The organism is Haloplanus sp. GDY1 (assembly GCF_023703775.1).
Taxonomy (GTDB): Archaea; Halobacteriota; Halobacteria; order Halobacteriales; family Haloferacaceae; genus Haloplanus; species Haloplanus halophilus.
In genome coordinates this window covers 803,766-825,338 of sequence record NZ_CP098514.1, presented here as the reverse complement: position 1 = coordinate 825,338, position 21,573 = coordinate 803,766, and the positions used below count along the sequence as shown (strand labels likewise).

The window sequence follows — 21,573 nt, the reverse complement described above, 5'->3', positions numbered from 1 at the left end:
TGGGGTCGAGGGAAATGACTTAAGCCGCAGGCGACGGGTCCACCGGACCGATGGACGACTCCGCGCGGACGGACTCGAACGGGGACGCGGGGACGGCGGGAAACGACGTTCCGACCGCGGGAGAGGTGCTCCCGGATCGGTTCTCCACCGACGAGGTGTTCCAGCGCGTCGTCGCGGACGCGGACCACGAGATCACCTCGGGGGTTCGGGAACTGTTCTTCAGCGCGCTCGCCGGCGGGTTCGCGATCACGATCACCTTCCTCCTGTACGCGTCGGTGTCGGCGACGACCGACGAGACGTTCCTCGGCGTGTTGCTGTACCCGCTGGGGTTCATCTACATCATCATCGGCGGCTACCAGCTCTACACCGAGAACACGCTCCCGCCGGTGGCGCTGACGCTGGAACGGCTCGCGTCGATTCCGGCGCTGTTCCGACACTGGCTGATCGTCCTCGCGGGCAACTTCGCGGGCGGAGGACTCGGCGCGCTGGCGCTCGCGTACGGCGGCGTCTTCGACGCCCGGACCGCGGCGGTGGCCGTCGGCTTCGCCGAGAAGGGGATCGCCACGCCGGCGACCAGCCTCTTTTTCAAGGCCGTCTTCGCCGGGTTCATCGTCGCGGGCGTCGTCTGGATCAACTTCGCCACCCGAGACGCCACCTCGCGGCTGCTCGTCATCTATCTCGCCTTTCTGGCCATCCCGATGGGCAACCTCTATCACGTCGTCGTCTCCTTCACCGAGGTGGTCTACCTCTCCCTGGTGACGACGACGAACCCCGCGCCCGCCCTGGTCGGGTTCGTCCTCCCCGTCCTGCTGGGCAACACGCTCGGGGGCATCCTCCTGGTCACCGTGGTCAACTACTACCAGACCAGCGATCGCCGGCTGGAGATCGAGCGGTTCGAGAACGTCCGCCGGCTCTCCATCCGGGAGTGGCTGGCGGGGTCGCTGGCGGGCCGCTCGTACGTGCCCGTCATCGACACGGTCGAGGAGATCGTCCGCGATCCCGAGGCCTACCGCGTGCTCGTCCCCATCGCCAACCCGCGCACGGAGTCGCGGCTGGTCGAGTTCGCGTGTCGGGTCGCGAGCACTCACCGCAAGGGGACGGTACACGTCGTCCACATCGTCCAGGCGCCGAGGCGCTGGACGCCCGAGACGGACGGCTCCCGGCAGGAGCGCATCGTCCGCGAGTCCGAGCGCCTGCTCGACGACGTCCGTCCCGTCGGCGACGCACACGACGTCACCCTCGAGACGTCGACTGTCGTCACGCCCCGCTCCTTCGAGGCCATCTTCGACCTCGCGCGGCGGACGAGCCCCGACCTCACGGTGATCGGCTGGGGCGAGGACCAGCTGTGGAGTTCCGCCCGCGCCGAGCGGCCGCTCGCCGAGCTGACGAACCAGCTGCCCTGTGACTTCCTCGTCGCCGAGGACCGCGGGCTCGATCCCTCGAAGGTGCTCCTCCCGACCGCCGGCGGCCCCGACTCGGATCTGAGCGCGGAGATCGCCCGCGCGCTTCGGGAGGTCGCGGGCGCCGAGGTCGAACTCCTCCACGTCGTCGACGGCGCCGAGGACCGGGCGGCCGGCGAGGCGTTCCTCGAGGACTGGGCCGCCGAACACGGCCTCGGGGACGCGACGGTCACCGTCGACGCCTCCGGCGACGTCGAGGCCGCAATCGAGCGCGCGGCCGCCGACAGCACGATGCTGCTCATCGGCGCCACCGAGCAGGGGATGCTCTCGCGGCTCGTCCGCGGCTCGCTCCACCTCGACGTCGTCACCGAGGTGGACTGCACGGTCCTGCTGGCCGAGCGTCCCTCCGCACGATCCGTCCGCGACCGCCTGTTCGGGGGCGCCACCCGGGACCGCAACCCGGCGGCCGCGTTCCGCGACGTCGCCGCGACGCCCGACGGCAGGGAGCCGACGGGCGACGAGTAGCCGACCGGTCGCCGGGGCAACGGCTAAGTCGCGGACTCCCGACCGGTCGGCCGTGACCTACGAACACACACCCGTGACGGTCGAGGGGAAGCGAGCGGTCGTGATCGGCGGGACGAGCGGGATCGGGCGGGCGATCGCGAGGGGCTTCGCGGCCGACGGCGCGAACGTGGCCGCGACGAGTCGAACCGCGGACGCGGTCGCCGAGACGGCGGCCGAACTGCGTGACCTCGGCGCCGAGACGGTCGAGGCGACCTGTGACGTGACCGACCGCGGGAGCATCGTCGCCTGCCGCGACGCCGTCGTCGACGACCTGGGCGGCGTCGACGTGCTCGTAAACTCCCAGAGCTACGTCTCGCGGGCGTCGCTGTCGGACGGGGACGAGGAGGACTGGCAACGGGTGTTCGACGTCCAACTCGACGGCACCTACCGCGCGACGCAGGTCTTCGCCGAGCGGATGGACGAGGGAGCGATCCTGAACGTCTCCTCCATCTCGAACCAACTGGCGATCCCGGACCTCGTCCCCTACACGACGGCGAAGGGCGGCGTCGACGCGTTCACGCGGGTGGCGGCGAAGGAACTCGGCCCCGAGATTCGGGTCAACGCGATCAAACCCGGGTTCGTGCGGTCGGAGCAGACGGCGGGAACCTACGACGAGGACACCGACCGGTATCGCGAAATCGCCCGGCGGACGGTCCACGAGCGGATGGCCGACCCGGAGGAACTCGTCGGCGCCGCCATCTACCTCGCCAGCGACGCGGCCAGTTACACCACCGGGAGCGTCCTGACCGTCGACGACGGCTTCACCGCCGACGCCTTCGGGAACGTTAGTAGCGATTGAGCGTCACTGTACATCGGACCGCAGTACTGCGTGCGATCTGATGTCGGGGCCAATCGCTACGATAGCGGCGGCCGGAGCACTCGTCGTAGTGCCGGATTTCGAGACGAGGGTTACCTCTCGGTGGAGTACGGCGAATCCGGATCCCGATTGAACCGGTCCTCGACGACGGACCACCGCGACTGTCGGACCTGCGGGAATCGATAGCGAGGGCGCACTTATCCGAGTCGGAAGTGTAGATACGAGTGTATGCCCGAAGAAGTGCTGTTCGAATCCGAGAGCGAACAGAGTCGAGACGAAATCGCGTCGTATCTCCGGAGCGTCGCCGAAAAGCTCGAACGAGGGGACCCGATCACGCTGAAGGCGGGGTCAGAGTCCGTCACGATGGATCCCCCAGTACGGCCGACGTTCGAAGTCAAAGCCGAACGCGAGGGACCGACGGATGGCCCTGGAGAGTTGAGCATCGAGTTCGAACTCGAGTGGGACGAGAACGGTGAGGGTTCCGAGGGCGGTTCGGATCGTCTCGAGATCGAGTAAGTACGGCAGAGTGCGTCTGCCGACCGTCCTCGTTCGTCCAGTGCGGGACCACGGCCGCCGGTCGAGTGGGTCCGCGAGTTCGCCCGTCACCGTCTTCGATGACCGGCGCGAGTTCCCGGTCGTGGGTTCGGGTGAGATACCCCCGTGAGCCAACCGGAACGCGACGCGTTCTGATGACGCCGGGGGCTTTCGCGGAGCCTCGAACACCACCTGCGCCGAACAGTGTTGCCGGTCGGACACGAACATCTATTACGGTCCCGTGGTAGAGTTCGGAGCATGGCTCCGGACCGTAAACAACGGACGGACGCGGTGGTTCATCGCCCCTCTCGCGAGTTCGTCGAATCGACGAACGTCTGGGAGTTCATGCAGGCGTACGACATCGACGACTACGACGAGTTGATCGAGCGAACCACCTCGACGGTTCCGGGTGAACCGCGCTCCGGCGTCGATTGGTTCTGGGACGAACTCGTCGACTACCTCGACATCGAGTTCGACGAGGGGTACGACGCGGTCCGGAACGATGCCGAGGGGCCGCAGTTCACCGAGTGGTTCCCGGGCGCCCGGATCAACGCCGCCCACAACGTCGTCGACCGCCACGCCGCCCCCGACGCGGAGACCCGCAACAAGGTCGCGTGCATCTGGGAGGGAGAACCCGGGGACGTCCGGGAGATCACGTACCACGAACTCCACCGACAGACCAACCGGGTGGCGAACTACCTGGAGTCCAGGGGGGTCGGGACGGGCGACACCGTCGCCCTCTACATGCCGATGGTGCCCGAAGTGATCTCCATCCTCTATGGCTGTTTCGAGGTGGGCGCGGTCGCGGTCCCCATCTTCTCGGGGTTCGGCGTCGACGCGACGGCCACCCGCATCGGCGACGCCGAACCCAGCGTCCTGTTCACCGGCGACGGCTTCTACCGGCGCGGCGAGCACGTGACGCTGAAGGGGACGGCCGACGAGGCCATCGAGGAGGCGGGACACGTCGAACACACCGTCGTCTACGACCGCCTCGGCCTCGCGAGCGAGGGGGAGATCCCGTGGAACGACGACCGCGACGAACGCTGGGAGACGGCCGTCGCGGCGGCGAGCGACGAGTACGAGACGAAGTCCCTGGACGCGAACCAGGAGTCGATGCTGCTGTACTCCTCGGGGACGACGGGCAAGCCGAAGGGCATCGTCCACACGCACGCCGGCGCGCTTCTGCAGGCGGCCAAGGAGGTGTACTTCGGGATGGACCTCCAGCCGTCGGATCGCTTCTTCTGGGTGAGCGACATCGGCTGGATGATGGGACCGTGGACGCTGATGGGAACCCACGCCCACGGCGGCACGGTGTTCATGTACGAGGGCGCGCCCGACCACCCCGAACCGGACCGCTTCTGGCGGATGATCGACGACCACGGCGTCACGCAGTTCGGCATCTCGCCGACGGCCATCCGGGCGCTCCGGAAGCGGGGCGACGAGTGGGTCGAGGGGCACGACCTCTCCAGTCTCCGTGTGCTCGGGTCGACCGGTGAGCCGTGGGACCCCGAGTCCTGGCTCTGGTTCTACGAAGCGGTCGGCGGCGGCGACACCCCCATCATCAACATCTCGGGCGGCACGGAGATCATGGGGTGTTTCCTGATGCCGATGCCGATCACCCCGCTCAAGCCCTGCACGCTCGGCGGCCCCGGTCTGGGGATGGACATCGACATCGTCGACAGTCAGGGCGAGTCGATCGCCGACTCACACGAGCGTGGCTTCCTCGTCGCCCGCGACTCCTGTCCGAGCATGACGAAGTCGCTGTGGAGCGGCGACGAGCGATACCTGGAGGAGTACTGGAGCAGTTGGCCCGACCTCTGGGACCACGGCGACTGGGCGCAGAAGGACGAGGACGGCTTCTGGTTCCTGCACGGGCGGGCGGACGACGCCCTGAACGTCGCCGGCCGGAAGGTCGGCCCGGCCGAGGTGGAAGGCGCCGCGATGGAACACGACGCGGTCAATCAGGCCGCCGCCATCGGCGCCGACGACGACACGACCGGCACCGCAGTCGTCCTCTACGTCGTCCTCGAAGCCGGGACGGACGAGCGCGACGGCCTGCGCGAGGAGATCCGAACGACGGTGGGCGAGGAACTCGGCAAGCCGTTCCGTCCCCGCGAGGTGCTGTTCGTCGACGCCTTCCCCAAGACCCAGAGCGGGAAGATCATCCGCCGAGCCATCGAGTCCATCTACCGCGGCGAGGACCTCGGCGACATGAGCAGCATCGAGAACCCCGAAGTCCTCGACGAGATCGAGGACGCGCGCTAGCGCGGCCCGAAGCTCTCGGCCCGGAGGTCGTCAACGCCGACCGCTTCCGCGACCGTCTTGGCGTCCCTGACGAACGACTCGAACCCGAAGACGTACACCGTCGCGTCCCCGGCCGCGGCGAGCGTGTCGGCGGCCTCGTCCAGCGACTCGACGAGGACGACGCTCGCGCCGTCGGCTTCGAGGGCGTCGAGGCGGTCGCGGTGGGGCGGGTCCTGCCCCCAGAAGACGATCGACGCGTCGTGGCCGGCCGCCCGGGCGCGTTCGGCGATGCCGACCGCCGGCCCGATGCCCGGCCCCTCCGCGAGGACGACCGCGTCGCCCCCGCCCGTGTACCGCACGTCGCCGAAGGGTCCCTCGACCGCGACCGTGTCGCCCGGCCGTCGCTCGGCGAGCCACGGGGCGAGCGTCCCCTCCGGAACGTACTCGACGGTCACCTCCATCGTCCCCGTCGTGTCCGGCGAGGAGATGGTGTAGTAGCCGGTCTCCTCGACCCCGTCGACGGTCGCCCGGATCAGGATGAACTGCCCGGGTTCGGCGTCGAAGCCCTCGGGCGTCCGCAGTTCCAGCGCGACGGTTCGGTCGCCGACCGTCTCCACGGCGTCGACAGTGACCTGTGGCATGCCTCGACCCACGTGCGGGGGAGGTAAACGTCCGACGGTCCGGGCTCGGTCCGCGGTCGTGACACACCGCCCGAAGGTTTATCATCGCGTTCGACGCCACGGCCGAACGAGGGATCCCCGATGCAAACGGAATTCTCCCACCGACCGTCGTACACACACCTGACCGTCGAACTCGACGACGGCGAGTCGATAATCGCGGAACCCGGCGCGATGGTCGGCCACTCGCCGACCGTCTCCATCGAGACGTCGACCAGCCGCGACGGCCTGCTCAGTTCCGCGAAGTCCATGCTCGGCGGCGAGTCCATGTTCGCAAACGAGTTCGTCGCCGAGGGTGGCTCCGGCACCGTGACGCTCGCGCCCTCCGCCCCGGGAGACGTGATGGAACACGAACTCGACGACGAGACGCTGTACACCACCGACGGCGCCTTCCTCGCGGCGACGCCCGGGATCGACATCGACAGCGAACTCGGCGGCCTGAAGTCGATGCTGGGGGAGGCCAGCCTGACGCCCCTCGCGCTGAAGGGGAGCGGCACCGTCTTCGTGGACGCCTACGGCGGCCTCGAACGCCTCGACCTCGACGCCGGCGAGTCGTACGTCCTCGACAACGAGCATCTGATCGCCTGGGACGACACGGTCGACTTCGAGACGCGGAGCGTCGGCGGGCTGAAGTCGTCGCTGTTCGGCGGCGAGGGCCTCGTCTTCGAGTTCACCGGCCCCGGAACGGCGTGGTACCAGACCCGCGACCTCGACGCCTTCGTCTCGGTCATCCAGCCGCGACTGCCGAGCGGGAACTGAGACGGGTCGCCGATCCCCCGACCCCGGGGTATAAGACCGACAGGAACGATCATCGGGGTGCCATGCACGACACCGTACTCGCGAGCGAGACGCGGACGGTCGTCTCGCCCGGCCGGATCGAACTCGGCGCCGGGGCGGTCGACACCCTCGGCGGTCACGCCGCCCGCTACGGGGAGACGGCGCTCGTCGTCGCCACCGAACAGATCTTCGAGTTCCACGGCGACGCGGTCGTCGACGGGTTGTCGGCGGCGGGCGTCGATTCGGTCGTCTACACGGACGTGCGCCCCGACCCGACCGTCGAGAACATCGAGAGCGCGCACGCGCTCTACGAGCGCGAGGACTGTGACCTGATCGTCACGCTCGGCGGCGGCTCCTCCATCGACACGGGCAAGGGGGTCGGCATCCTCGCGGCCAACGAGGGGTCGATCCGCGACTTCGGCGTCGACCGCGCCGGCTACGAGGGCGTCCCCAACCCCACGCCGCCGCTGATCGCCGTCAACACCACCGCCGGGACGGGCAGCGAGGCGACTCGATCCGTGGTCGTCAGCGACGAGTCCACGTCAACGAAGTTCCTCATCGTCTCCGCGAACGTCGTCCCCGACGTGGCCATCGAGGACCCCGAACTCACGCAGTCGCTCCCCAAGAGCCACACGGCCTTCACGGGCATCGACGCCCTGACCCACGCCATCGAGGCCTACGTCTCGGTGAAGTCCTACAGCGTCCCGGACGGCTACGCCGAGTCGGCCATGGAGCGGATCGCCCGCTCGCTGCCGGTCGCGTGGGCCAACGGCGACAACCTCGACGCCCGCGCCGACGTGATGGTCGGGCAACTGCAGGCCGGGCAGGCCTTCACCAACGCCTCGGTGGCGCTGGTCCACGGCCTCGCCCGCCCGCTCGGCGCCCAACTCCACATCCCCCACGGCCTCGCGAACGGCCTCATCCTCCCCTACGTCGTCGACTTCTCCGCGATGGCGGCCCCCGAGAAGTACGCCGAAATCGCGCGCATCCTCGGCGTCGCCGACGCCCACGCCCCGACCCGCGAGGCCGCCGACGCCGCCGCCGACGGGATCCTCCGGCTCTGTGCCGACGTGGACCTCACGGGCTACCTCGACGACTTCGGCGAGGTGCCCACCCGCGAGGAGTACCTCGACGTGGTCGACGAGATGACCCAGGACGCCATCGACTCGGGGTCGCCGGACAACAACCCACGGAAGCCCACCCGCGAGGAGATCGCCGACCTCTACGTCACCATCTACGACGACGCGCTCGCCCCCGACGGGCCGCGTCGCTCCTGATCCGTCGACCGAGCCCCCGCTTCATCCATGGCCCTCCCCACGCTCCCCACGCTGTTCGGCATCGGCATGCTCGCCGTCGGCCTCGCCGTCACCCTCGTCAGCCTGCGGTACGTCTGGCGGTCGAGCGCGCTCGTGCGCGCCGACGCGGTGTCGCGGGTCGACGGCGTCGCCGAGGGGTCGCTCGTTCGGCTCTCGGGCACCGTCGACGCCGCCGGCGACACCCTCGACGCGCCGTTCAGCGGCGTCGACTGCGTCGCCCTCCGACCCTCGGTCGAGGAACGGCGGATCGGCGCCTTCCTCCTGCCGACGTACGTGACCATCCACGACCCCGCCCGGAGCCGACCGTTCGCGGTGCGGACGGCCCACGCGACGGTCCCCGTGGACGCGCCGCTCCGGACGGTCGCCCTCGACTCGACGGTCGTCGCGACGGTGGGGCCGGGCGAGTCTCCGCCGGAACGGATCGGCCGATACGAGCGGGAGACCGAGGGACTCCCGCGAGAGACGCCCTACCGCCCGCCGCCGTCGATCCTGGCACCCGTCGCGAACGCCCTCTCGATCGGCGCGCGCCGCTACGCCGAGCGCCGGGCCTCGCCGGGCGACGCGGTGACGGTGGTCGGCCGGGTCGCCGACGGCCGGATCGACCCCCTCGTCGTCGCCGACGGCCCGCCGATCCGGACCCTGCTCCGCCTCTCGAAGACGTCGCTCGCCGGCCTCCTCGTCGGTGCCGCGGGCATCGCGCTCGGTGCCGGCCTCCTGCTCGCCGGCTAGGCCTCGCCGTCCGCGGGCGGTTCGGCTGCCACCGGTCCGTCGAGGGGTTCGTCCCGGCGGGCCCGGAGGTCGGTCTTCGCGAACTTCCCGGTCGCGGTCTTGGGGATCGACTCGACGAACTCGAAGCGGTCGGGCACCCACCAGTCGGGGTAGGAGTCCCGGAGGCGATCCGACACCGCCTCGATCAGCGCGTCGCGGTCGGCGTCGCCGGCGACGACGTAGGCGACGGGGCGTTCTCCCCACCGCTCGTGGGGGACGCCCACCACCGCCGCCTCGCTCACGGCCTCGTGGCCCATGATGGCGTTCTCGACGGCCTGCGAGGAGATCCACTCCCCGCCGGACTTGATCACGTCGGCGGCGCGGTCGACGAGTTCGACGTAGCCGTCCGGGTCGACGGTGACCACGTCGCCGGTGCGGAGCCAGCCGTCCTCGAAGGCGTCGTCGTCGCCGTCGAGGTAGCCGTCGGCGACCCACGGGCCGCGAACCCGGAGTTCGCCCATCGACTCGCCGTCGTGGGGCACCCGCTCGCCCGCGTCGTCGACCACCTCGAACTCCAGCCCGGGGAGGATCAACCCCTGTTTCGTGCGCTTCTCCAGCCGCGTCTCGTAGTCCGCGTCCCGGAGCTCGGGTTTGAGGTGGGAGACGGCGCCGACGGGCGCGGTTTCGGTCATCCCCCACCCGTGGACCACCTCGACGCCCAGGTCGTCGAACGCGCGGATCAGGCGCTCGGGCGGCGCTGCACCGCCGATGACGATTCGGTCGAGCGTCGAGAGGTCGGCGTCGTGATCCTGCAGGTAGTCGAGGACGCCCAGCCACACCGTCGGGACGCCCGCGGTGAGCGTGACGCCCTCGCGCTCGATCAGCGCGACCAGGTCCGCGGGGTCGGGTGAGGGGCCGGGGTAGACGTGTTTCGCCCCCGCCGCCGTCGCCGCGTAGGGGAGCCCCCAGGCGTTGATGTGGAACATCGGGACGACGGGCATCACGACGTCCGCGTCCGCGATGTCCAGCCCCATCGGCGTCATGATCGCCATCGTGTGACTCCAGAGCATCCGCTGGGTGTACTCGACGCCCTTCGGATCGCCGGTCGTCCCCGAGGAGTAACAGAGGCCGGCGGGGTCGTCGCCGTCGAGGGCCGGCGGGTCGTAGTCGCCGCCGTGGCCCGCGACGAACTCCTCGAAACTCGTGACCGAGTCGACGGGGAGGTCGGGCACCGCACCCATCACGACGACCTCCGCGACGCTCTCGAAGGCCTCGGGGTCGTAGGCCGCGGTGAGCGCGTCGGTCAGCGACGGGTCGACGAAGAGGAGCCGGTCGCCCGCGCTCTCGACGATGCCCCGGACGTCGTCCGCGGGGAGCAGCGGGTTGATCGTGTGGAGCTGTGCCCCGACGTCGGGGACCGCGAAGTAGGCCTCGAAGTGCCGGTCGTGATTCCAGCACAGCGTCGCCACGCGGTCGCCGCGGCCGACCCCCGCCGCCCGGAGGGCGGCAGCCAGCCGGGTCACGCGGTCGGCGGTCTCCGCGTAGGTCCGTCGTTTCGTCCCGTCGGCCGTGCGCGCCACGACCTCACGGTCGGGATACAGCTGTGTCGCCCGCCGCAGGAACGGCCGGAGCGTCTGGCCCGTCATACGATGTCGTCCACCACGGGACGAATAAAGCCTGTCGCCACGCCGCCGTCAGGCCAGTTCGGACAGCGCGAGCAGGATGCTCGGCGCGACGAGCAAGACGAGCCCCACGACGATCAGCAGCGCGGGCACGACGAGCAGGCCCATCTCGGTGAACAGCCAGAGGCCGACGCCGGCGAGTATGGCCAGTAGCCCGAGGATGCGCAGGAGCCACGTGACGACCCCTTCGAGCCCCGAGTCGGCGACCACGTCGACGACTTCGAGTGCTTCGTCCATGCCCCCGGATTCCGCCCTGAGCCACTTAGGGACTGTGGCCCGGCGCGTACCCGGAACGTTTTGGGCCGCCCCGCCGATGTGACCGCATGGCCCGCCCTCCCGACACCGGCGCCCTCGACGAGTACGACGGGGTCCGGGAGTTCGTCCGGCAGGCGTTCGTCACCGGCGCCGCGGTGACGCTCCCGCTGATCGTCACCCTCCTCGTCCTCGGTGTCGTCGTCGACTTCGTCTCCAAGCAACTCGACCCACTCGTCGGGCTGGTCACCCGCCTCACGGGGGTTCAGCCCGCGTCCGAGGGGGCGCTCAAGCTCCTCGCGTTGCTCACCCTCCTCGCGCTCATCTTCGGTATCGGCGTCTGGACCGAACGCCGCCCCGAGCGCTCCGGGTTCGGCGCCTTCTTCGATACGCTCATCTCCCGCATCCCGGGCGTCGGCTCGCTCTACCAGAGCATCGACGAGATGAGCGGTCTCCTCCTCGACAGCGACACCGACAGCTTTCAGGAGGTGAAACTGGTCGAGTTTCCCGAGCGGGGCTCGTACGCCTTCGCCTTCCTGACGGCGGACACGCCCGACGTCGTCCGGGACGCCGCCGGCGAGGAGGAGATGCTGACGCTCTTTCTCCCGCTGGCACCCAATCCGGTCATGGGTGGGTACGTCCTCCACGTCTCCGAGGAACACGTCTTCGACGTCGACATGACCGTCGAGGAGGGCATCCAGTCCATCGTCACCAGCGGCGTCGCGACCGGCCGGCGCTCCGAGGAGGAGCTCACCGAGGGGATGCTCGAACGGTTCAACCGCCGACTGGAGGCCGCGGACACCGTCGTCGGCATCGACGAACTGGAGGCGTACGCCGCCGACGCCTCGGAACAACTGGAGGAGACGGCCCGCGAGACGATGCAGGCCGCACGCTCGAAGACCGGGGGCGACGAAAACGAGGACGACGAGGGGGCCGGCGACGGAGCGGCGGACGGCCGCCGTCGCTGACTCGTCCCCGTCGGTCGGTTAACGGAGCCACGAGAGGAATCCCCCGCCATCGTCGTCGTCGTCGCCGTCCCGGTCGGCCGGCGGGACGACGCCACGCCGCCGCCCCTCCGCGGCCAGTTCGGCGTCGATGTCCGACTGCGTGAAATCGAAGAAGGCCTCGTCGGGCAGGTCGACGTCGATGACGTCGAGCGTCGTTCGCTCGCCCTGGTTGTCGAAGGCGCGCCAGTCGTCCCGGCCGTACGGCGCCCCGACGATGATGTGGACCGTCCCCTGCCCGAAGGTGGCGAGGTCGGCGTCGCTCGGCCGGAGGACGCCGTTCGGGTGGGAGTGGACGGATCCGACCGACGACACGTCGTTCGGCTTCATGGTCGTCTTCACCGTCGCACTCACCGGGTTCGAGGTCGTTCCGGGGATGACGAGGACGTCAGTGATAACCTGCCCCGAGCGGTCGAGGCCGAGTTTGCGGGCGTCGTCGGCGCGGAGAAAGCCCATGTACTCGTCGGGATGGGTCTCCTCGCAGGCCTCGAGGACGAACTCCAGGGTTTCGCGCGCGATGCCCAGGAGTTCGCTCGACCGGAACAGTCGCATACCCCAAGTGGGGGCCGTCTCCTTCTAAGGATTCCGGGTGACGACCACAGTTCGGGACGAACGTACCGGTGGAGGGTCCGGCGTGGCGTCCGACCGAGCGGACCGCCGGCGGCCGCCTCGCCCGGACGCCGCTGGCCGCCCCGCTGACCGTCGTCGCGGTCCGCTCCCCGGGGCGGGGAGCGGGCACGACCGGCCTGCTCGCCCTCGGCTTCGGACTCGACGCCGTGACCCGCGCCCGCGGACCGAACGCGGCGCTCGGCGCCGACGCGACGGACGGGTGACCCCTCGGCCAGCCCCGTAGTCGGGTCGGACGCCACGCGCTCGCGGTGCTGGTCGACATCGTCGACGTCGCCGGCGCCAACGCACCGGCCCGCCCGGACTACGCGCCGAGTCCTCGGAGGGTCGTGCCGACGACGAACCCGAGCGTCCCGAGCGTGAGGGCCGCGAGCGTCCCCCCGGCGAGCCCGACTGCCAGCGTCGCCACCGGCCCCGGCGGCGGCCCGACGACGCCCACGCCGCCGCGGTTCACCAGCAGTCCGAAGACGGCCGCGAACGCCGACCCCCAACTCACGGCCAGGGCGGCGGTGGCGTACGCCTGGCCGGCGACGAGCGCCCCGAGCAGTACCGCGTAGCCCTCCCACCAGAGCGCCACGTGGAGGGGCCAGCCGTAGCCAGCGACCGCGTTCAGCGCCCCGAAGTACAGCAGCGATCCGCCGAGGAGGACGCCAACGAGCACGCTCCATCGCTTCGTCTTGCTCTCGTCGGTCCCCAGGAGGAGGGTGCGGGTCGACGTCGGGAACACGCGTCACCGTCCGGGCGCGAGGACAAAAAACGCCGGTCGGGGACGGTGCCGCGGCGTTCTCGGCCGCCGGGAACCGACCGCTCGAATTATGTATTCTGAACGATATCTTCGGGTATGGCGAAGGATTCCACGGCGACCGGATCGGAGAAGACCATCGAAATCGCAGGCCACGGCCGGGGACCCAAGCGCACCCGCGTCGAGACCGACGCCGCCGAGTTCGTCGTCGGCGAGGAGGCCAGTCCGCTGGAGCATCTCCTCGGGTCGCTGGCGGCGTGTATCAACGTCATCGGTCACCTCGTCGCGACGGATCACGGCATCGACGTCCGCGACATCGACGTCCACGTCGCGGGCGACATCGACACGGCGAAGTACAGGGGCGAGGCGACGGCGCCCCGTGCGGGCTTTCGGTCGATTCGCGTCGACGTGACCGTCGACGCCGACGCCGGCGACGAGGCCCTGGAGCGGTGGCTGGCCGACGTCGAGGAGCGGTGCCCCGTCGCCGACAACCTCTCCAACGACACGGCGCTGGAGTCGAGCGTGGGGCGGGCCTGATCCCGCCGCCCGACCCCAGTTCGGGGCGGTCGCCGTCACGGGGTGGCGACCGCTCGTCTGGACCCCCGGCCGACGGTGCGGGCCGCCCGTATCGCCGCTGGGGGCTCGTCGGGGCCGGCGCCGACGGCCGACCACGCGGGGGCGTCGAGCCGTGAGGCTGTTCGCCTCGGCGCGGGAGCGCCGCCGGGTTCTCGTCCACCTGCTGGTCGGCAGCCTCCTGTTTCTGGGCGCGATGGCTGCGCTCCGCGAGCAGTTGTCGTTCGTAACCGACGCCGCGGCGATGCGGGCGTACGTCCGCGGCTTCGGCGTGTGGGCGCCGCTCGCCCTGATCGCCCTCCAGGCGCTGCAGGTTGTGCTGGCGCCCGTCCCCGGGCAGGTGCTCGCGGCCGTCGCCGGCTACCTCTTCGGGCCGTGGTGGGGGACGCTGTTCAACGTGATCGGGATCGGACTGGGGAGTGCGGTCGCCTTCTGGCTGTCGCGTCGCTTCGGCCGCGCATACGTCGAGCGGACGGTCCACGCCGACGTGCTGGAGCGCTTCGACGCCCTCGTCGAACGCCGCGGGCTCCCCGCGCTGTTCGTCCTCTTCCTGATTCCGGGGCTGCCGGACGACGCGCTCTGTTTTCTCGGCGGACTGACGCCGATTCCCCTCCGGCGGCTGGTCGTCGTCGCCGTGGTCGGGCGGGCGCCGGCCTTCTTCCTCGTCAACGTGTTCGGCGCCCGCCTCGCCGCCGGCGACCCCCTCGGGGCGGGCGTCCTGTTCGGCGCCGTCACGGTCCTCGCGGTCCTGGGGTACCTGTACCGCGAGCGGATCGTCGACGCGCTCGACGGCTGGCTCGGGTGAGCCGGCGACGCTCGGACCGAGACGTTTTGCCCCTGGAGCGGGTCGAACAGGGAGATGCGCTCCCGGCGGCGGGCCCTGGCGGTCATCGCGGTGGCGGAGCTGTTGGCGATGTCGCTGTGGTTCAGCGCGACGGCCGCGGCGCCGGAACTCGCCGCGGCGTGGGGACTGACGCCGAGCGAGACGGCGTGGCTCACCGTCGCCGTCCAGTTGGGGTTCGTCGCCGGCGCCTTCCTCTCCTCCGCGCTCACCCTCTCCGACACCCTCCGTCCTCGCTCCCTCCTCGCCGGGTCGGCGTTCGCCGGGGCGGCCTGTACGGCGACCATCGCCGGCGTCGTCGACACGGCGGCGCCGGCCATCGCCCTTCGATTTCTCACCGGCGTCGCCCTCGCCGGCGTCTACCCGCCGGGCATGAAGATCGTCGCGGGCTGGTTCCGGGGGGGCCGCGGGTTCGCCATCGGCGTCCTCGTCGGCTCCCTGACCGTCGGCTCGGCCCTGCCACACCTCCTCCGGGCACTCGGCGGCGTCGGCCGTCCGCGGGTCGTCCTCTACGGCGCGGCCGGCCTCGCGGTCCTCGGAGGGTTGCTCGCCCTGTTCGTCGAACCGGGGCCCCACCAGGCGCCCGCGGCCCCGTTCGATCCCGGGGCAGTCGGTCGCATCCTCCGCGATCGGCCCACGATGCTCGCCAACGGCGGCTACTTCGGGCACATGTGGGAGCTGTACGCAGTCTGGACGTGGATCCCCGCGTACCTCGTCGCGAGCATGGCCACGAACGGCGGCAGCGGCGGATCGTCGGGAGTGGCTTCGCTGCTGGCCTTCGGAACCATCGCCATCGGCGGCGCGGGCGCGGTGGCCGCGGGGGCGGCAGCCGATCGGGTCGGCCGGACGACCGTCACCAGCGTGAGCATGGCCGTCAGCGGCCTCTCCTGTCTCGCGGCCGGGCTCCTGTTCGGTTCCTCGTTGGTCCTGCTCGTTCCGTTCGTCCTCGTCTGGGGCTTCGCCATCGTCGCCGACTCCGCGCAGTTCTCCGCGGCCGTCTCCGAACTGGCGGAGGAGTCCTACGTGGGCACCGCCCTCACCCTGCAAACCGCCATCGGCTTCCTCCTCACCACGATCTCGATCCAGCTGGTCCCGATGGTGGTCGAGACGGTGGGGTGGCGGTGGGCGTTCGCGCCGCTGGCGGTCGGGCCGCTGCTGGGCACGCTGTCGATGCTCCGGCTCCGGGGGTTGCCGGAAGCCGCGAAACTCGCCGGCGGGCGCGGGTAGGGCTACTCCTCGGACAGGCGCCCGGGGTTCCACTCGCCCTCGAACTCCTCGTGGAGGAAGGGCTTCGCGCTCTCGCCGGCGTAGGTGGCGACGAGTTGGCCGTCGCCCTCCAGGTGGTACTTGTAGGTGGTGAGGCCTTCGAGGCCGACGGGGCCACGGGCGTGGATCTTGCCCGTGCTGATGCCGACTTCGGCGCCGAGGCCGAAGCGGTAGCCGTCGGCGAACCGCGTCGACGCGTTGTGGAAGACGCTCGCTGCGTCGACGCTCCGCATGAAGTCGCCGGCGCGGTCGGCGTCCTCGGTCACGATGGACTCCGTGTGCTTCGAGCCGTGGGCGTTGACGTGATCGATGGCGTCGGCCAGCGAGTCGACGACCTTGATCGAGAGTTCGAGGTCGCCGTACTCCGTCTCCCAGTCCTCGTCGGTGGCGGGGTCGACGTCGACCACCTCGCGGGTCGCGGCGTCGCCGCGGAGGGTGACGCCCGCCTCGCGGTAGCGGTCCACCATCGCGGGCAGGAAGTCGTCGGCCACCGACTCGTGGACCAGCAGCGTCTCGACGGCGTTGCAGACCGCGGGGTACTGCACCTTCGCGTCGAAGGCGACGTCCTCGGCCATCGAGCGGTCCGCCTCGCGGTCGACGAAGACGTGACACACCCCCTCGGTGTGGCCGAGGACGGGAATGCTCGTGTTGTCCTGGATGTAGCTCACGAACGCCGAACTCCCGCGGGGCATGAGGAGGTCGATGGAGTCGTCCATATCGAGCATCGTGTCGACGTCCTCGCGGGCCTCGATGAGCTGTGCCCAGCCGTCGGGCACGTCGCTCGTCGCCTCGACGACGAGTTCGTACAGCACGCGGTTGGAGTGGCTGGCCTCGCTCCCGCCCTTCAGGATCACCGCGTTGCCGGACTTGAGGCTGAGCGCGGCGATCTGGACCAGCGCGTCCGGTCGGGACTCGAACACCGTGCCGATGACGCCGATGGGGACGCCCACCTTGTAGAGTTCGAGGCCGTCGTCGAGACGCCGGGCCGAGAGCGTCTTGCCGAGCGGGTCGTCCTGTTCGGCGACGCTGCGGACCATCTCGGCGATGTCGTCGAGTTTCGACGGCGAGAGTTCGAGCCGGTCGACCAGCGCACGGCTGTACTCCCCGGCTTCGAGGAGTTCCTCGGCCTCCTCGACGTCCGTCGCGTTGGCGTCGAGGATCCGCTCGTGGTTCGCCTCGATGGCGTCGGCGACGTCGTGGAGCGCGGTGCGTCGCTCCTCGTCGGACAGTTTCGCCAGGTCGAGGGCGGCGGTCCGTGCTTCCGCAACCTTCCGCTCGGTGGCTCGTTCAGTCATCGATGACTCCGTTCACGGGGACGAATAGCGTCCCCACGGGTTTCTCGGTGGCGATTCTCTCCAGCACGTCCGGTTCGGCCGACCCCGCGATGATCGCGGGGATGCCGTGTTCGCTCGCGTCCCGGGCGCCCTGGACCTTCGTCCGGATGCCGCCGAACTCGCCTTTCGAACTCGCGTCGATGAGTTCCTGCACCTCGGCGTAGTTGCGGCCGACGGCCTCGATGAGCTGGGCGGAGTCGTCCTCCTTCGGGTTGCCGGTGTAGACGCCCCCCACGTCCGTGAGCGTCACCAGCAGGTCAACGTCGATGCCGACCGCGACCGACGAGGAGAGCATGTCGTTGTCGCCGATCCGGATCTCCTCGGTGGCGACGGCGTCGTTCTCGTTGATGATGGGGACGACGCCCCAGTCCAGCAGCGTCTCGATGGTGTTCCGGAAGTTGGTGAACCGCTCGGGGTTCTCCAGGTCGTGATCCGTCAGGAGGATCTGCGCGACCGTCCGGTCGTAGCGCTCGAAGCTCTCGGTGTAGCGGCGCATCAGGTGGCTCTGCCCCACCGTCGAGAGCGCCTGTGACTCCTCGACCGTCTCGGTGGGGTGGTCGATCCGCCCCTTGCCGGCGCCGATGGCACCCGACGAGACGAGGATCACCTCCTTCCCCCGGGAGCGGAGGTCCTCGATGTCGTCGACGAGTTTGTCGAGTTTCCCGTCGTCGAGGTTGGACTCGTCGTCGGTCAGGGAGTTCGTGCCGGCCTTGACGACGACGCGGTCGGCGTCGGCGGCGAGTCGACGGGTCCGCTCGACCGCCTCGCCCTCGACGGCTTCACTCATCGTCGAACCCGCCGGCCAGTTCGCGGGAGCGGTCGGCCGCCGCGTGCAGGGCCTCGCCCACCGCGGCGTCCGCGTCGCTGTCCCAGAGGACTCGCATGCCCTCGATGGTCGTGCCGCCCTCGGTGGCGACGGCGTCGATCAACTCGTCGAGGCTCTCCTCGGATCGCAGGACCGTCTCCGCCGCCCCCTTGAAGGTCTGTGCCGCGAGCGTCCGGGCGTCGGCCGGGTCCATGCCCTCGGCGGCGGCGCCGTCCTGCATCGCCTTGATGAGGTAGTAGACGAAGGCCGGGCCGCTTCCGTTGAGCGCCGTCGCCACGTCCATCAGATTCTCGTCGACCACGACGAACTCGCCGAGTTCGTCGAGGAGGGCGCGGACGTCCTCGTCGACCTCGTCCCAGGTGACCGCCGCGGCCATGGTCCGCGTCTCGGCCGCCAGGTTGGGCATGATCCGGACGACCGTCGCGTCCGTGTGTTCCGCCACGAAGTCCGTCGGGACGCCCGCGGCGATGGTGACCAGCGTCTGCGCCGGCGCGAGGTCGAGTTCGTCGAGGACGGCCCCCACCACGTCGGGCTTGAGGGCGACGAACACCACGTCCGCGCCGGCCGTCGCCTCGGCGACGTCCGTCGTCGTCTCCGCGCAGTACGGCTCGATGGCTTCGAGGGCGCTCGTGTCCAGGTCACACGCGGTCACCCTGTGGGTGCCGGCCTCGGAGAGCCCCTTCACCAGGGCGCTCCCCATGTGGCCACACCCGATGACGCTCACGGTAGTCATGTCGTATCCCCCTATAGACGCCGACTCCGATATACGGGCTTTGATTCGCTCCGTCCGAACCGCCGGGGTTCAGGCGCCGTCGGCGCCGACGAACTCGGCCGCGCGACGCTCGCCGAGGGCCATGAGTTCGTCGATGAAGCCGGGGGTCCGGTCCACCTTCGTCGCGGCGGTGTAGGTCCGATCCATCTCGATGCGGCGGATCTCGGTCCGCTGGAAGTCGCTCTCAGGCAGGTGGCCCTCCTCGATCCAGTCGTTGACCCGTTCGACGACGCGGAGTTCCTGGTTCAGGGAGAGGTTACCGGCGAGTTCGTTCCGGCGGTCGGCGATCTCCTCGACCGACGTGGGTTCACCAGCCCGTTCCTGCGGGTTGATCTGGATCACCCAGAGCTCCTCGGGCTTGCGTCCGGCGTCGACGGTCAGCAGGTCGTCGACCGGCGGGTTCTGCGAGAACAGGCCGTCCCAGTGGTAGTGATCGTCGATCTCCACGGCGGGAAAGAGCGTCGGGAGGGCCGACGACGCCAACACCGCCTCGGGCGTCACGTCCTCGTTGGTGAACGTCTCGAAGACGCCGGCGTTGATGTCGACCGTCCCGACGACCAGTTCGGGCGCCGTCCGCTCACAGAGGTCGGGGACCGCCTCGAAGTCGATGTGACGCTCCAGAACCCGTCGGATGCGTTCCTGTCCCATCCGCGCCCCCGGGGCGAGGTAGGGACTGACCCGAGGGATCGGGACGCCCGTCCGCTCGACCCGCGACAGCCAGACGGTCCAGTCGTTGAGCAGGCGATCGAGGGCGGTGTCGGCCGCCAGGTCGGCCCAGAGGGCGTCGAGCAGTTCGATGGCCCGGCGCTCGTCGGCGGTGACCAGCCCGTACCACGCGGCGAGGGCGTTGAACGCGCCGCCGGAGGTGCCGCTGATCCCGACCAGTCGGTAGTCGTCGTCCCACTCGCGGAGGAGTCGCTTCAGCACCCCCGCGGTGAAGGCGGTGTGGCTCCCGCCGCCCTGACAGGCGATGGCGACCCGCGTCCGCTCACTCATACGTCGTCGAGTAGCCCCCGTCGAAGAGCAGGTCGCCGCCGTTGAGGTGTTTGGCGTGCCTCGAGAAGCCGAAGACGAACAGGTTCGCGACCTCGGCGGGAGTCATCAGCTCCTTCGTTCGCGCCTGTCCCAGCATCACGTCCTCGACGACCTCGCGTTCGGAGATGCCCCGCTCCGCGGCCGTGTCCGCGATCTGGTTCACCATCAGCGGCGTCAGCACGTAGCCGACGCTGACCGAGAACCCCCGGAGCGACCCGTCGCCCTCGGCGGCGATGGAACGCGTCAGCCCGTTCAGCCCGTGTTTGGCCGTGATGTACGCCGCCTTGTCCTGCGTGGCGTAGTGGCCGTGGACCGACGACATGTTGCCGATGGCGCCCCGGCCGTCCGCCTCGCGGATGTGCGGCATCGCGAGTTTCGCGACGAGGAAGGGCGCCCGGAGCATGATATCGAGCAGGAGGTCGTACTTCTCCATCGGGAACTCGGGGATGGAGGCGATGTGTTGCATCCCGGCGACGTTGGCGACGTACCGGAGGTCGCCGCGCTCGGCGGCCGCGTCGACCATCGCCGCCACGTCGTCGTCGTCGGTGAGGTCGGTCCGAACCGGCAGGACCTCCCCCTCGGCCCCGACGTCGGCCGCGAGATCCTCCGTCCCCGCCAACCCCTCGTCGTCGACGTCTGCACCGACGACGGTCAGGCCGTTGGCCGCGAGGGCGACGGCCGTCGCTCGCCCGATGCCCGACGCCGCGCCCGTCACGACGGCGACGGTCTCGGCGGTGAACCGCTCGTCGTCGAGGACGAGGAGGTCGTCGGCGGTCAGTTCAGGTTCGCTGAGGTCGAACTCGTCGGCGGACATGTGCGTCCGGTTGGCCGCCGGGGCGTATAACGGTGGGTGTGGGATCGCGGCCGCGGCGACCCCGTCGCCCGCGCCGAGTACCCCCGGTCGGGGAGCGCGTACCGCGTGTCGGGGCAACTGGCCGAAAACGGGATGGGAGCGGCGCCAGCGGGGACGGCCGACGCGTCTCCACCCACGTGCCGGGCGGGAATAACCCTAATCCGAACGAAGTTTCTGTACGGTAGTTGGTAGTTGACGTCGGCCGGACTTTTGGTGGCCGCGACGAACGGGGAGGCATGTCGATCGCCGAGGCGACACGCGAGGCCGTGAGGGAGCGACCGTTCCTGCTCGACGCGCTCCGGGCGGGCGTCGTCAACTACCGCGCGGCGGCGGCGACGCTCGACCTCGACGCGAGCGACGAGACGGTCGCCGCCGCGCTCCGCCGGTTCGCCGACGACCTGCCCGACCGCGACCCCGAGTCCCGCGACGCGCGGGTGACCGTCGAACGGGGGGTGGGCGTCGGCGACGGCGCCGACGGCGACGCCCTGGCGACCGTCGGTGACCGCGCCGTCGTCCCCGACGCGGGGTCGGCGACGGCGCTCGTCGCGACCGGCGACGTGAACGCCCGGGCGCTGACGGCGATCCTCGGGCGGTTGGACGCCGCGGGAGTCGAGGTGACGGCCGCCGCCGTCGGGGGCGCGTGTCTGGTCGTCGTCGTCGACGGGCGGGCGGGCGGCCGGGCACTCCGCGTCGTCGAGGCGGCGCTCGACGCCGTGCCCGCGTGAGCGT

23 protein-coding genes are annotated in these 21,573 nt (G+C 70.4%); 13 read left to right on the top strand and 10 right to left on the bottom strand.

Features of this window, described 5'->3' with window-relative positions:
- Positions 1 to 50 precede the first annotated feature (50 nt).
- The 4 genes from NBT67_RS04505 to NBT67_RS04490 all read left to right on the top strand — a co-directional run bounded on the left by NBT67_RS04505 (position 51) and on the right by NBT67_RS04490 (position 5,580).
- Positions 51 to 1,925 (top strand): formate/nitrite transporter family protein, encoded by a 1,875-nt coding sequence (locus NBT67_RS04505; protein WP_251343614.1) that lies wholly within the window; start codon positions 51 to 53, stop codon positions 1,923 to 1,925.
- Positions 1,926 to 1,977: 52 nt separating this feature from the next.
- The gene (locus NBT67_RS04500) at positions 1,978 to 2,763 is read left to right on the top strand and encodes an SDR family NAD(P)-dependent oxidoreductase (RefSeq protein ID WP_251343613.1); all 786 of its coding nucleotides are present in this window, start codon (positions 1,978 to 1,980) and stop codon (positions 2,761 to 2,763) included.
- Between the two features lie 246 nt (positions 2,764 to 3,009).
- On the top strand, positions 3,010 to 3,297 hold the full coding sequence (locus NBT67_RS04495) for an amphi-Trp domain-containing protein (protein WP_251343612.1): 288 nt from the start codon (positions 3,010 to 3,012) through the stop codon (positions 3,295 to 3,297).
- A 276-nt stretch (positions 3,298 to 3,573) separates the two neighbouring features.
- The gene (locus NBT67_RS04490; RefSeq protein ID WP_251343611.1) at positions 3,574 to 5,580 is read left to right on the top strand and encodes an AMP-binding protein; all 2,007 of its coding nucleotides are present in this window, start codon (positions 3,574 to 3,576) and stop codon (positions 5,578 to 5,580) included.
- Here NBT67_RS04490 and NBT67_RS04485 read toward each other — a convergent pair.
- Complete coding sequence (locus NBT67_RS04485; protein ID WP_251343610.1) at positions 5,577 to 6,200, bottom strand: ferredoxin--NADP reductase; 624 nt, start codon at positions 6,198 to 6,200, stop codon at positions 5,577 to 5,579. The two genes, NBT67_RS04490 and NBT67_RS04485, sit on opposite strands and share 4 nt — an antisense overlap.
- A 120-nt stretch (positions 6,201 to 6,320) precedes the next feature.
- Here NBT67_RS04485 and NBT67_RS04480 point away from each other — a divergent pair, with 120 nt between their 5' ends.
- The 3 genes from NBT67_RS04480 to NBT67_RS04470 all read left to right on the top strand — a co-directional run bounded on the left by NBT67_RS04480 (position 6,321) and on the right by NBT67_RS04470 (position 9,058).
- A complete protein-coding gene (locus NBT67_RS04480) occupies positions 6,321 to 6,995 on the top strand; it encodes a TIGR00266 family protein (protein ID WP_251343609.1) in 675 nt (224 codons plus the stop codon).
- 62 nt (positions 6,996 to 7,057) lie between these two features.
- On the top strand, positions 7,058 to 8,290 hold the full coding sequence (locus tag NBT67_RS04475; RefSeq protein WP_251343608.1) for an iron-containing alcohol dehydrogenase: 1,233 nt from the start codon (positions 7,058 to 7,060) through the stop codon (positions 8,288 to 8,290).
- Positions 8,291 to 8,317: 27 nt separating this feature from the next.
- Positions 8,318 to 9,058, top strand: a complete 741-nt coding sequence (locus NBT67_RS04470; RefSeq protein WP_251343607.1) for a hypothetical protein — start codon at positions 8,318 to 8,320, stop codon at positions 9,056 to 9,058.
- Here NBT67_RS04470 and NBT67_RS04465 read toward each other — a convergent pair.
- Both NBT67_RS04465 and NBT67_RS04460 read right to left on the bottom strand, forming a co-directional pair.
- Complete coding sequence (locus NBT67_RS04465) at positions 9,055 to 10,683, bottom strand: long-chain fatty acid--CoA ligase (RefSeq protein ID WP_251343606.1); 1,629 nt, start codon at positions 10,681 to 10,683, stop codon at positions 9,055 to 9,057. The two genes, NBT67_RS04470 and NBT67_RS04465, sit on opposite strands and share 4 nt — an antisense overlap.
- A gap of 48 nt (positions 10,684 to 10,731) precedes the next feature.
- Complete coding sequence (locus tag NBT67_RS04460) at positions 10,732 to 10,956, bottom strand: hypothetical protein (protein ID WP_251343605.1); 225 nt, start codon at positions 10,954 to 10,956, stop codon at positions 10,732 to 10,734.
- Between the two features lie 86 nt (positions 10,957 to 11,042).
- Between NBT67_RS04460 and NBT67_RS04455 the strand changes: the two genes are divergently transcribed.
- Positions 11,043 to 11,939: a DUF502 domain-containing protein gene (locus tag NBT67_RS04455; RefSeq protein ID WP_251343604.1), complete on the top strand. Its 897-nt coding sequence runs from the start codon at positions 11,043 to 11,045 to the stop codon at positions 11,937 to 11,939.
- Between the two features lie 18 nt (positions 11,940 to 11,957).
- Here NBT67_RS04455 and NBT67_RS04450 read toward each other — a convergent pair whose 3' ends face one another.
- Positions 11,958 to 12,527: a JAB/MPN domain protein-containing protein gene (locus NBT67_RS04450; protein ID WP_251343603.1), complete on the bottom strand. Its 570-nt coding sequence runs from the start codon at positions 12,525 to 12,527 to the stop codon at positions 11,958 to 11,960.
- 68 nt (positions 12,528 to 12,595) lie between these two features.
- On the opposite strand from NBT67_RS04450, the gene NBT67_RS04445 reads away from it, so the two are divergent.
- On the top strand, positions 12,596 to 12,808 hold the full coding sequence (locus NBT67_RS04445; protein ID WP_251343602.1) for a hypothetical protein: 213 nt from the start codon (positions 12,596 to 12,598) through the stop codon (positions 12,806 to 12,808).
- Positions 12,809 to 12,906: 98 nt separating this feature from the next.
- Here the strand turns inward: NBT67_RS04445 and NBT67_RS04440 are convergent, their stop codons facing one another.
- Positions 12,907 to 13,329: a hypothetical protein gene (locus tag NBT67_RS04440; RefSeq protein ID WP_251343601.1), complete on the bottom strand. Its 423-nt coding sequence runs from the start codon at positions 13,327 to 13,329 to the stop codon at positions 12,907 to 12,909.
- 114 nt (positions 13,330 to 13,443) lie between these two features.
- Here NBT67_RS04440 and NBT67_RS04435 point away from each other — a divergent pair, with 114 nt between their 5' ends.
- The 3 genes from NBT67_RS04435 (at position 13,444) to NBT67_RS04425 (ending at position 15,985) form a co-directional block, all read left to right on the top strand.
- Positions 13,444 to 13,881: an OsmC family protein gene (locus NBT67_RS04435; protein WP_251343600.1), complete on the top strand. Its 438-nt coding sequence runs from the start codon at positions 13,444 to 13,446 to the stop codon at positions 13,879 to 13,881.
- 151 nt (positions 13,882 to 14,032) lie between these two features.
- Positions 14,033 to 14,722: a TVP38/TMEM64 family protein gene (locus tag NBT67_RS04430; RefSeq protein ID WP_251343599.1), complete on the top strand. Its 690-nt coding sequence runs from the start codon at positions 14,033 to 14,035 to the stop codon at positions 14,720 to 14,722.
- A 54-nt stretch (positions 14,723 to 14,776) separates the two neighbouring features.
- Positions 14,777 to 15,985, top strand: coding sequence for an MFS transporter (locus tag NBT67_RS04425; RefSeq protein WP_251343598.1), 1,209 nt, complete (start codon positions 14,777 to 14,779; stop codon positions 15,983 to 15,985).
- Between the two features lie 2 nt (positions 15,986 to 15,987).
- Here NBT67_RS04425 and NBT67_RS04420 read toward each other — a convergent pair whose 3' ends face one another.
- The 5 genes from NBT67_RS04420 to NBT67_RS04400 all read right to left on the bottom strand — a co-directional run bounded on the left by NBT67_RS04420 (position 15,988) and on the right by NBT67_RS04400 (position 20,805).
- Positions 15,988 to 17,319, bottom strand: a complete 1,332-nt coding sequence (locus NBT67_RS04420) for a glutamate-5-semialdehyde dehydrogenase (RefSeq protein ID WP_251343597.1) — start codon at positions 17,317 to 17,319, stop codon at positions 15,988 to 15,990.
- On the bottom strand, positions 17,312 to 18,145 hold the full coding sequence (gene proB, locus NBT67_RS04415; RefSeq protein ID WP_251343596.1) for a glutamate 5-kinase: 834 nt from the start codon (positions 18,143 to 18,145) through the stop codon (positions 17,312 to 17,314). The genes NBT67_RS04420 and proB overlap by 8 nt, the downstream gene beginning before the upstream one ends.
- Positions 18,138 to 18,917: a pyrroline-5-carboxylate reductase gene (gene proC, locus NBT67_RS04410; protein ID WP_256474690.1), complete on the bottom strand. Its 780-nt coding sequence runs from the start codon at positions 18,915 to 18,917 to the stop codon at positions 18,138 to 18,140. The genes proB and proC overlap by 8 nt, the downstream gene beginning before the upstream one ends.
- Before the next feature lie 69 nt (positions 18,918 to 18,986).
- Positions 18,987 to 19,952: a patatin-like phospholipase family protein gene (locus tag NBT67_RS04405; RefSeq protein WP_251343595.1), complete on the bottom strand. Its 966-nt coding sequence runs from the start codon at positions 19,950 to 19,952 to the stop codon at positions 18,987 to 18,989.
- Entirely contained in the window at positions 19,945 to 20,805 is an 861-nt protein-coding gene (locus NBT67_RS04400; RefSeq protein ID WP_251343594.1) for an SDR family oxidoreductase, read from the bottom strand. The genes NBT67_RS04405 and NBT67_RS04400 overlap by 8 nt, the downstream gene beginning before the upstream one ends.
- Before the next feature lie 275 nt (positions 20,806 to 21,080).
- Between NBT67_RS04400 and NBT67_RS04395 the strand changes: the two genes are divergently transcribed.
- The gene (locus tag NBT67_RS04395) at positions 21,081 to 21,569 is read left to right on the top strand and encodes a DUF7523 family protein (protein WP_251343593.1); all 489 of its coding nucleotides are present in this window, start codon (positions 21,081 to 21,083) and stop codon (positions 21,567 to 21,569) included.
- The last annotated feature ends 4 nt before the right edge of the window (positions 21,570 to 21,573 follow it).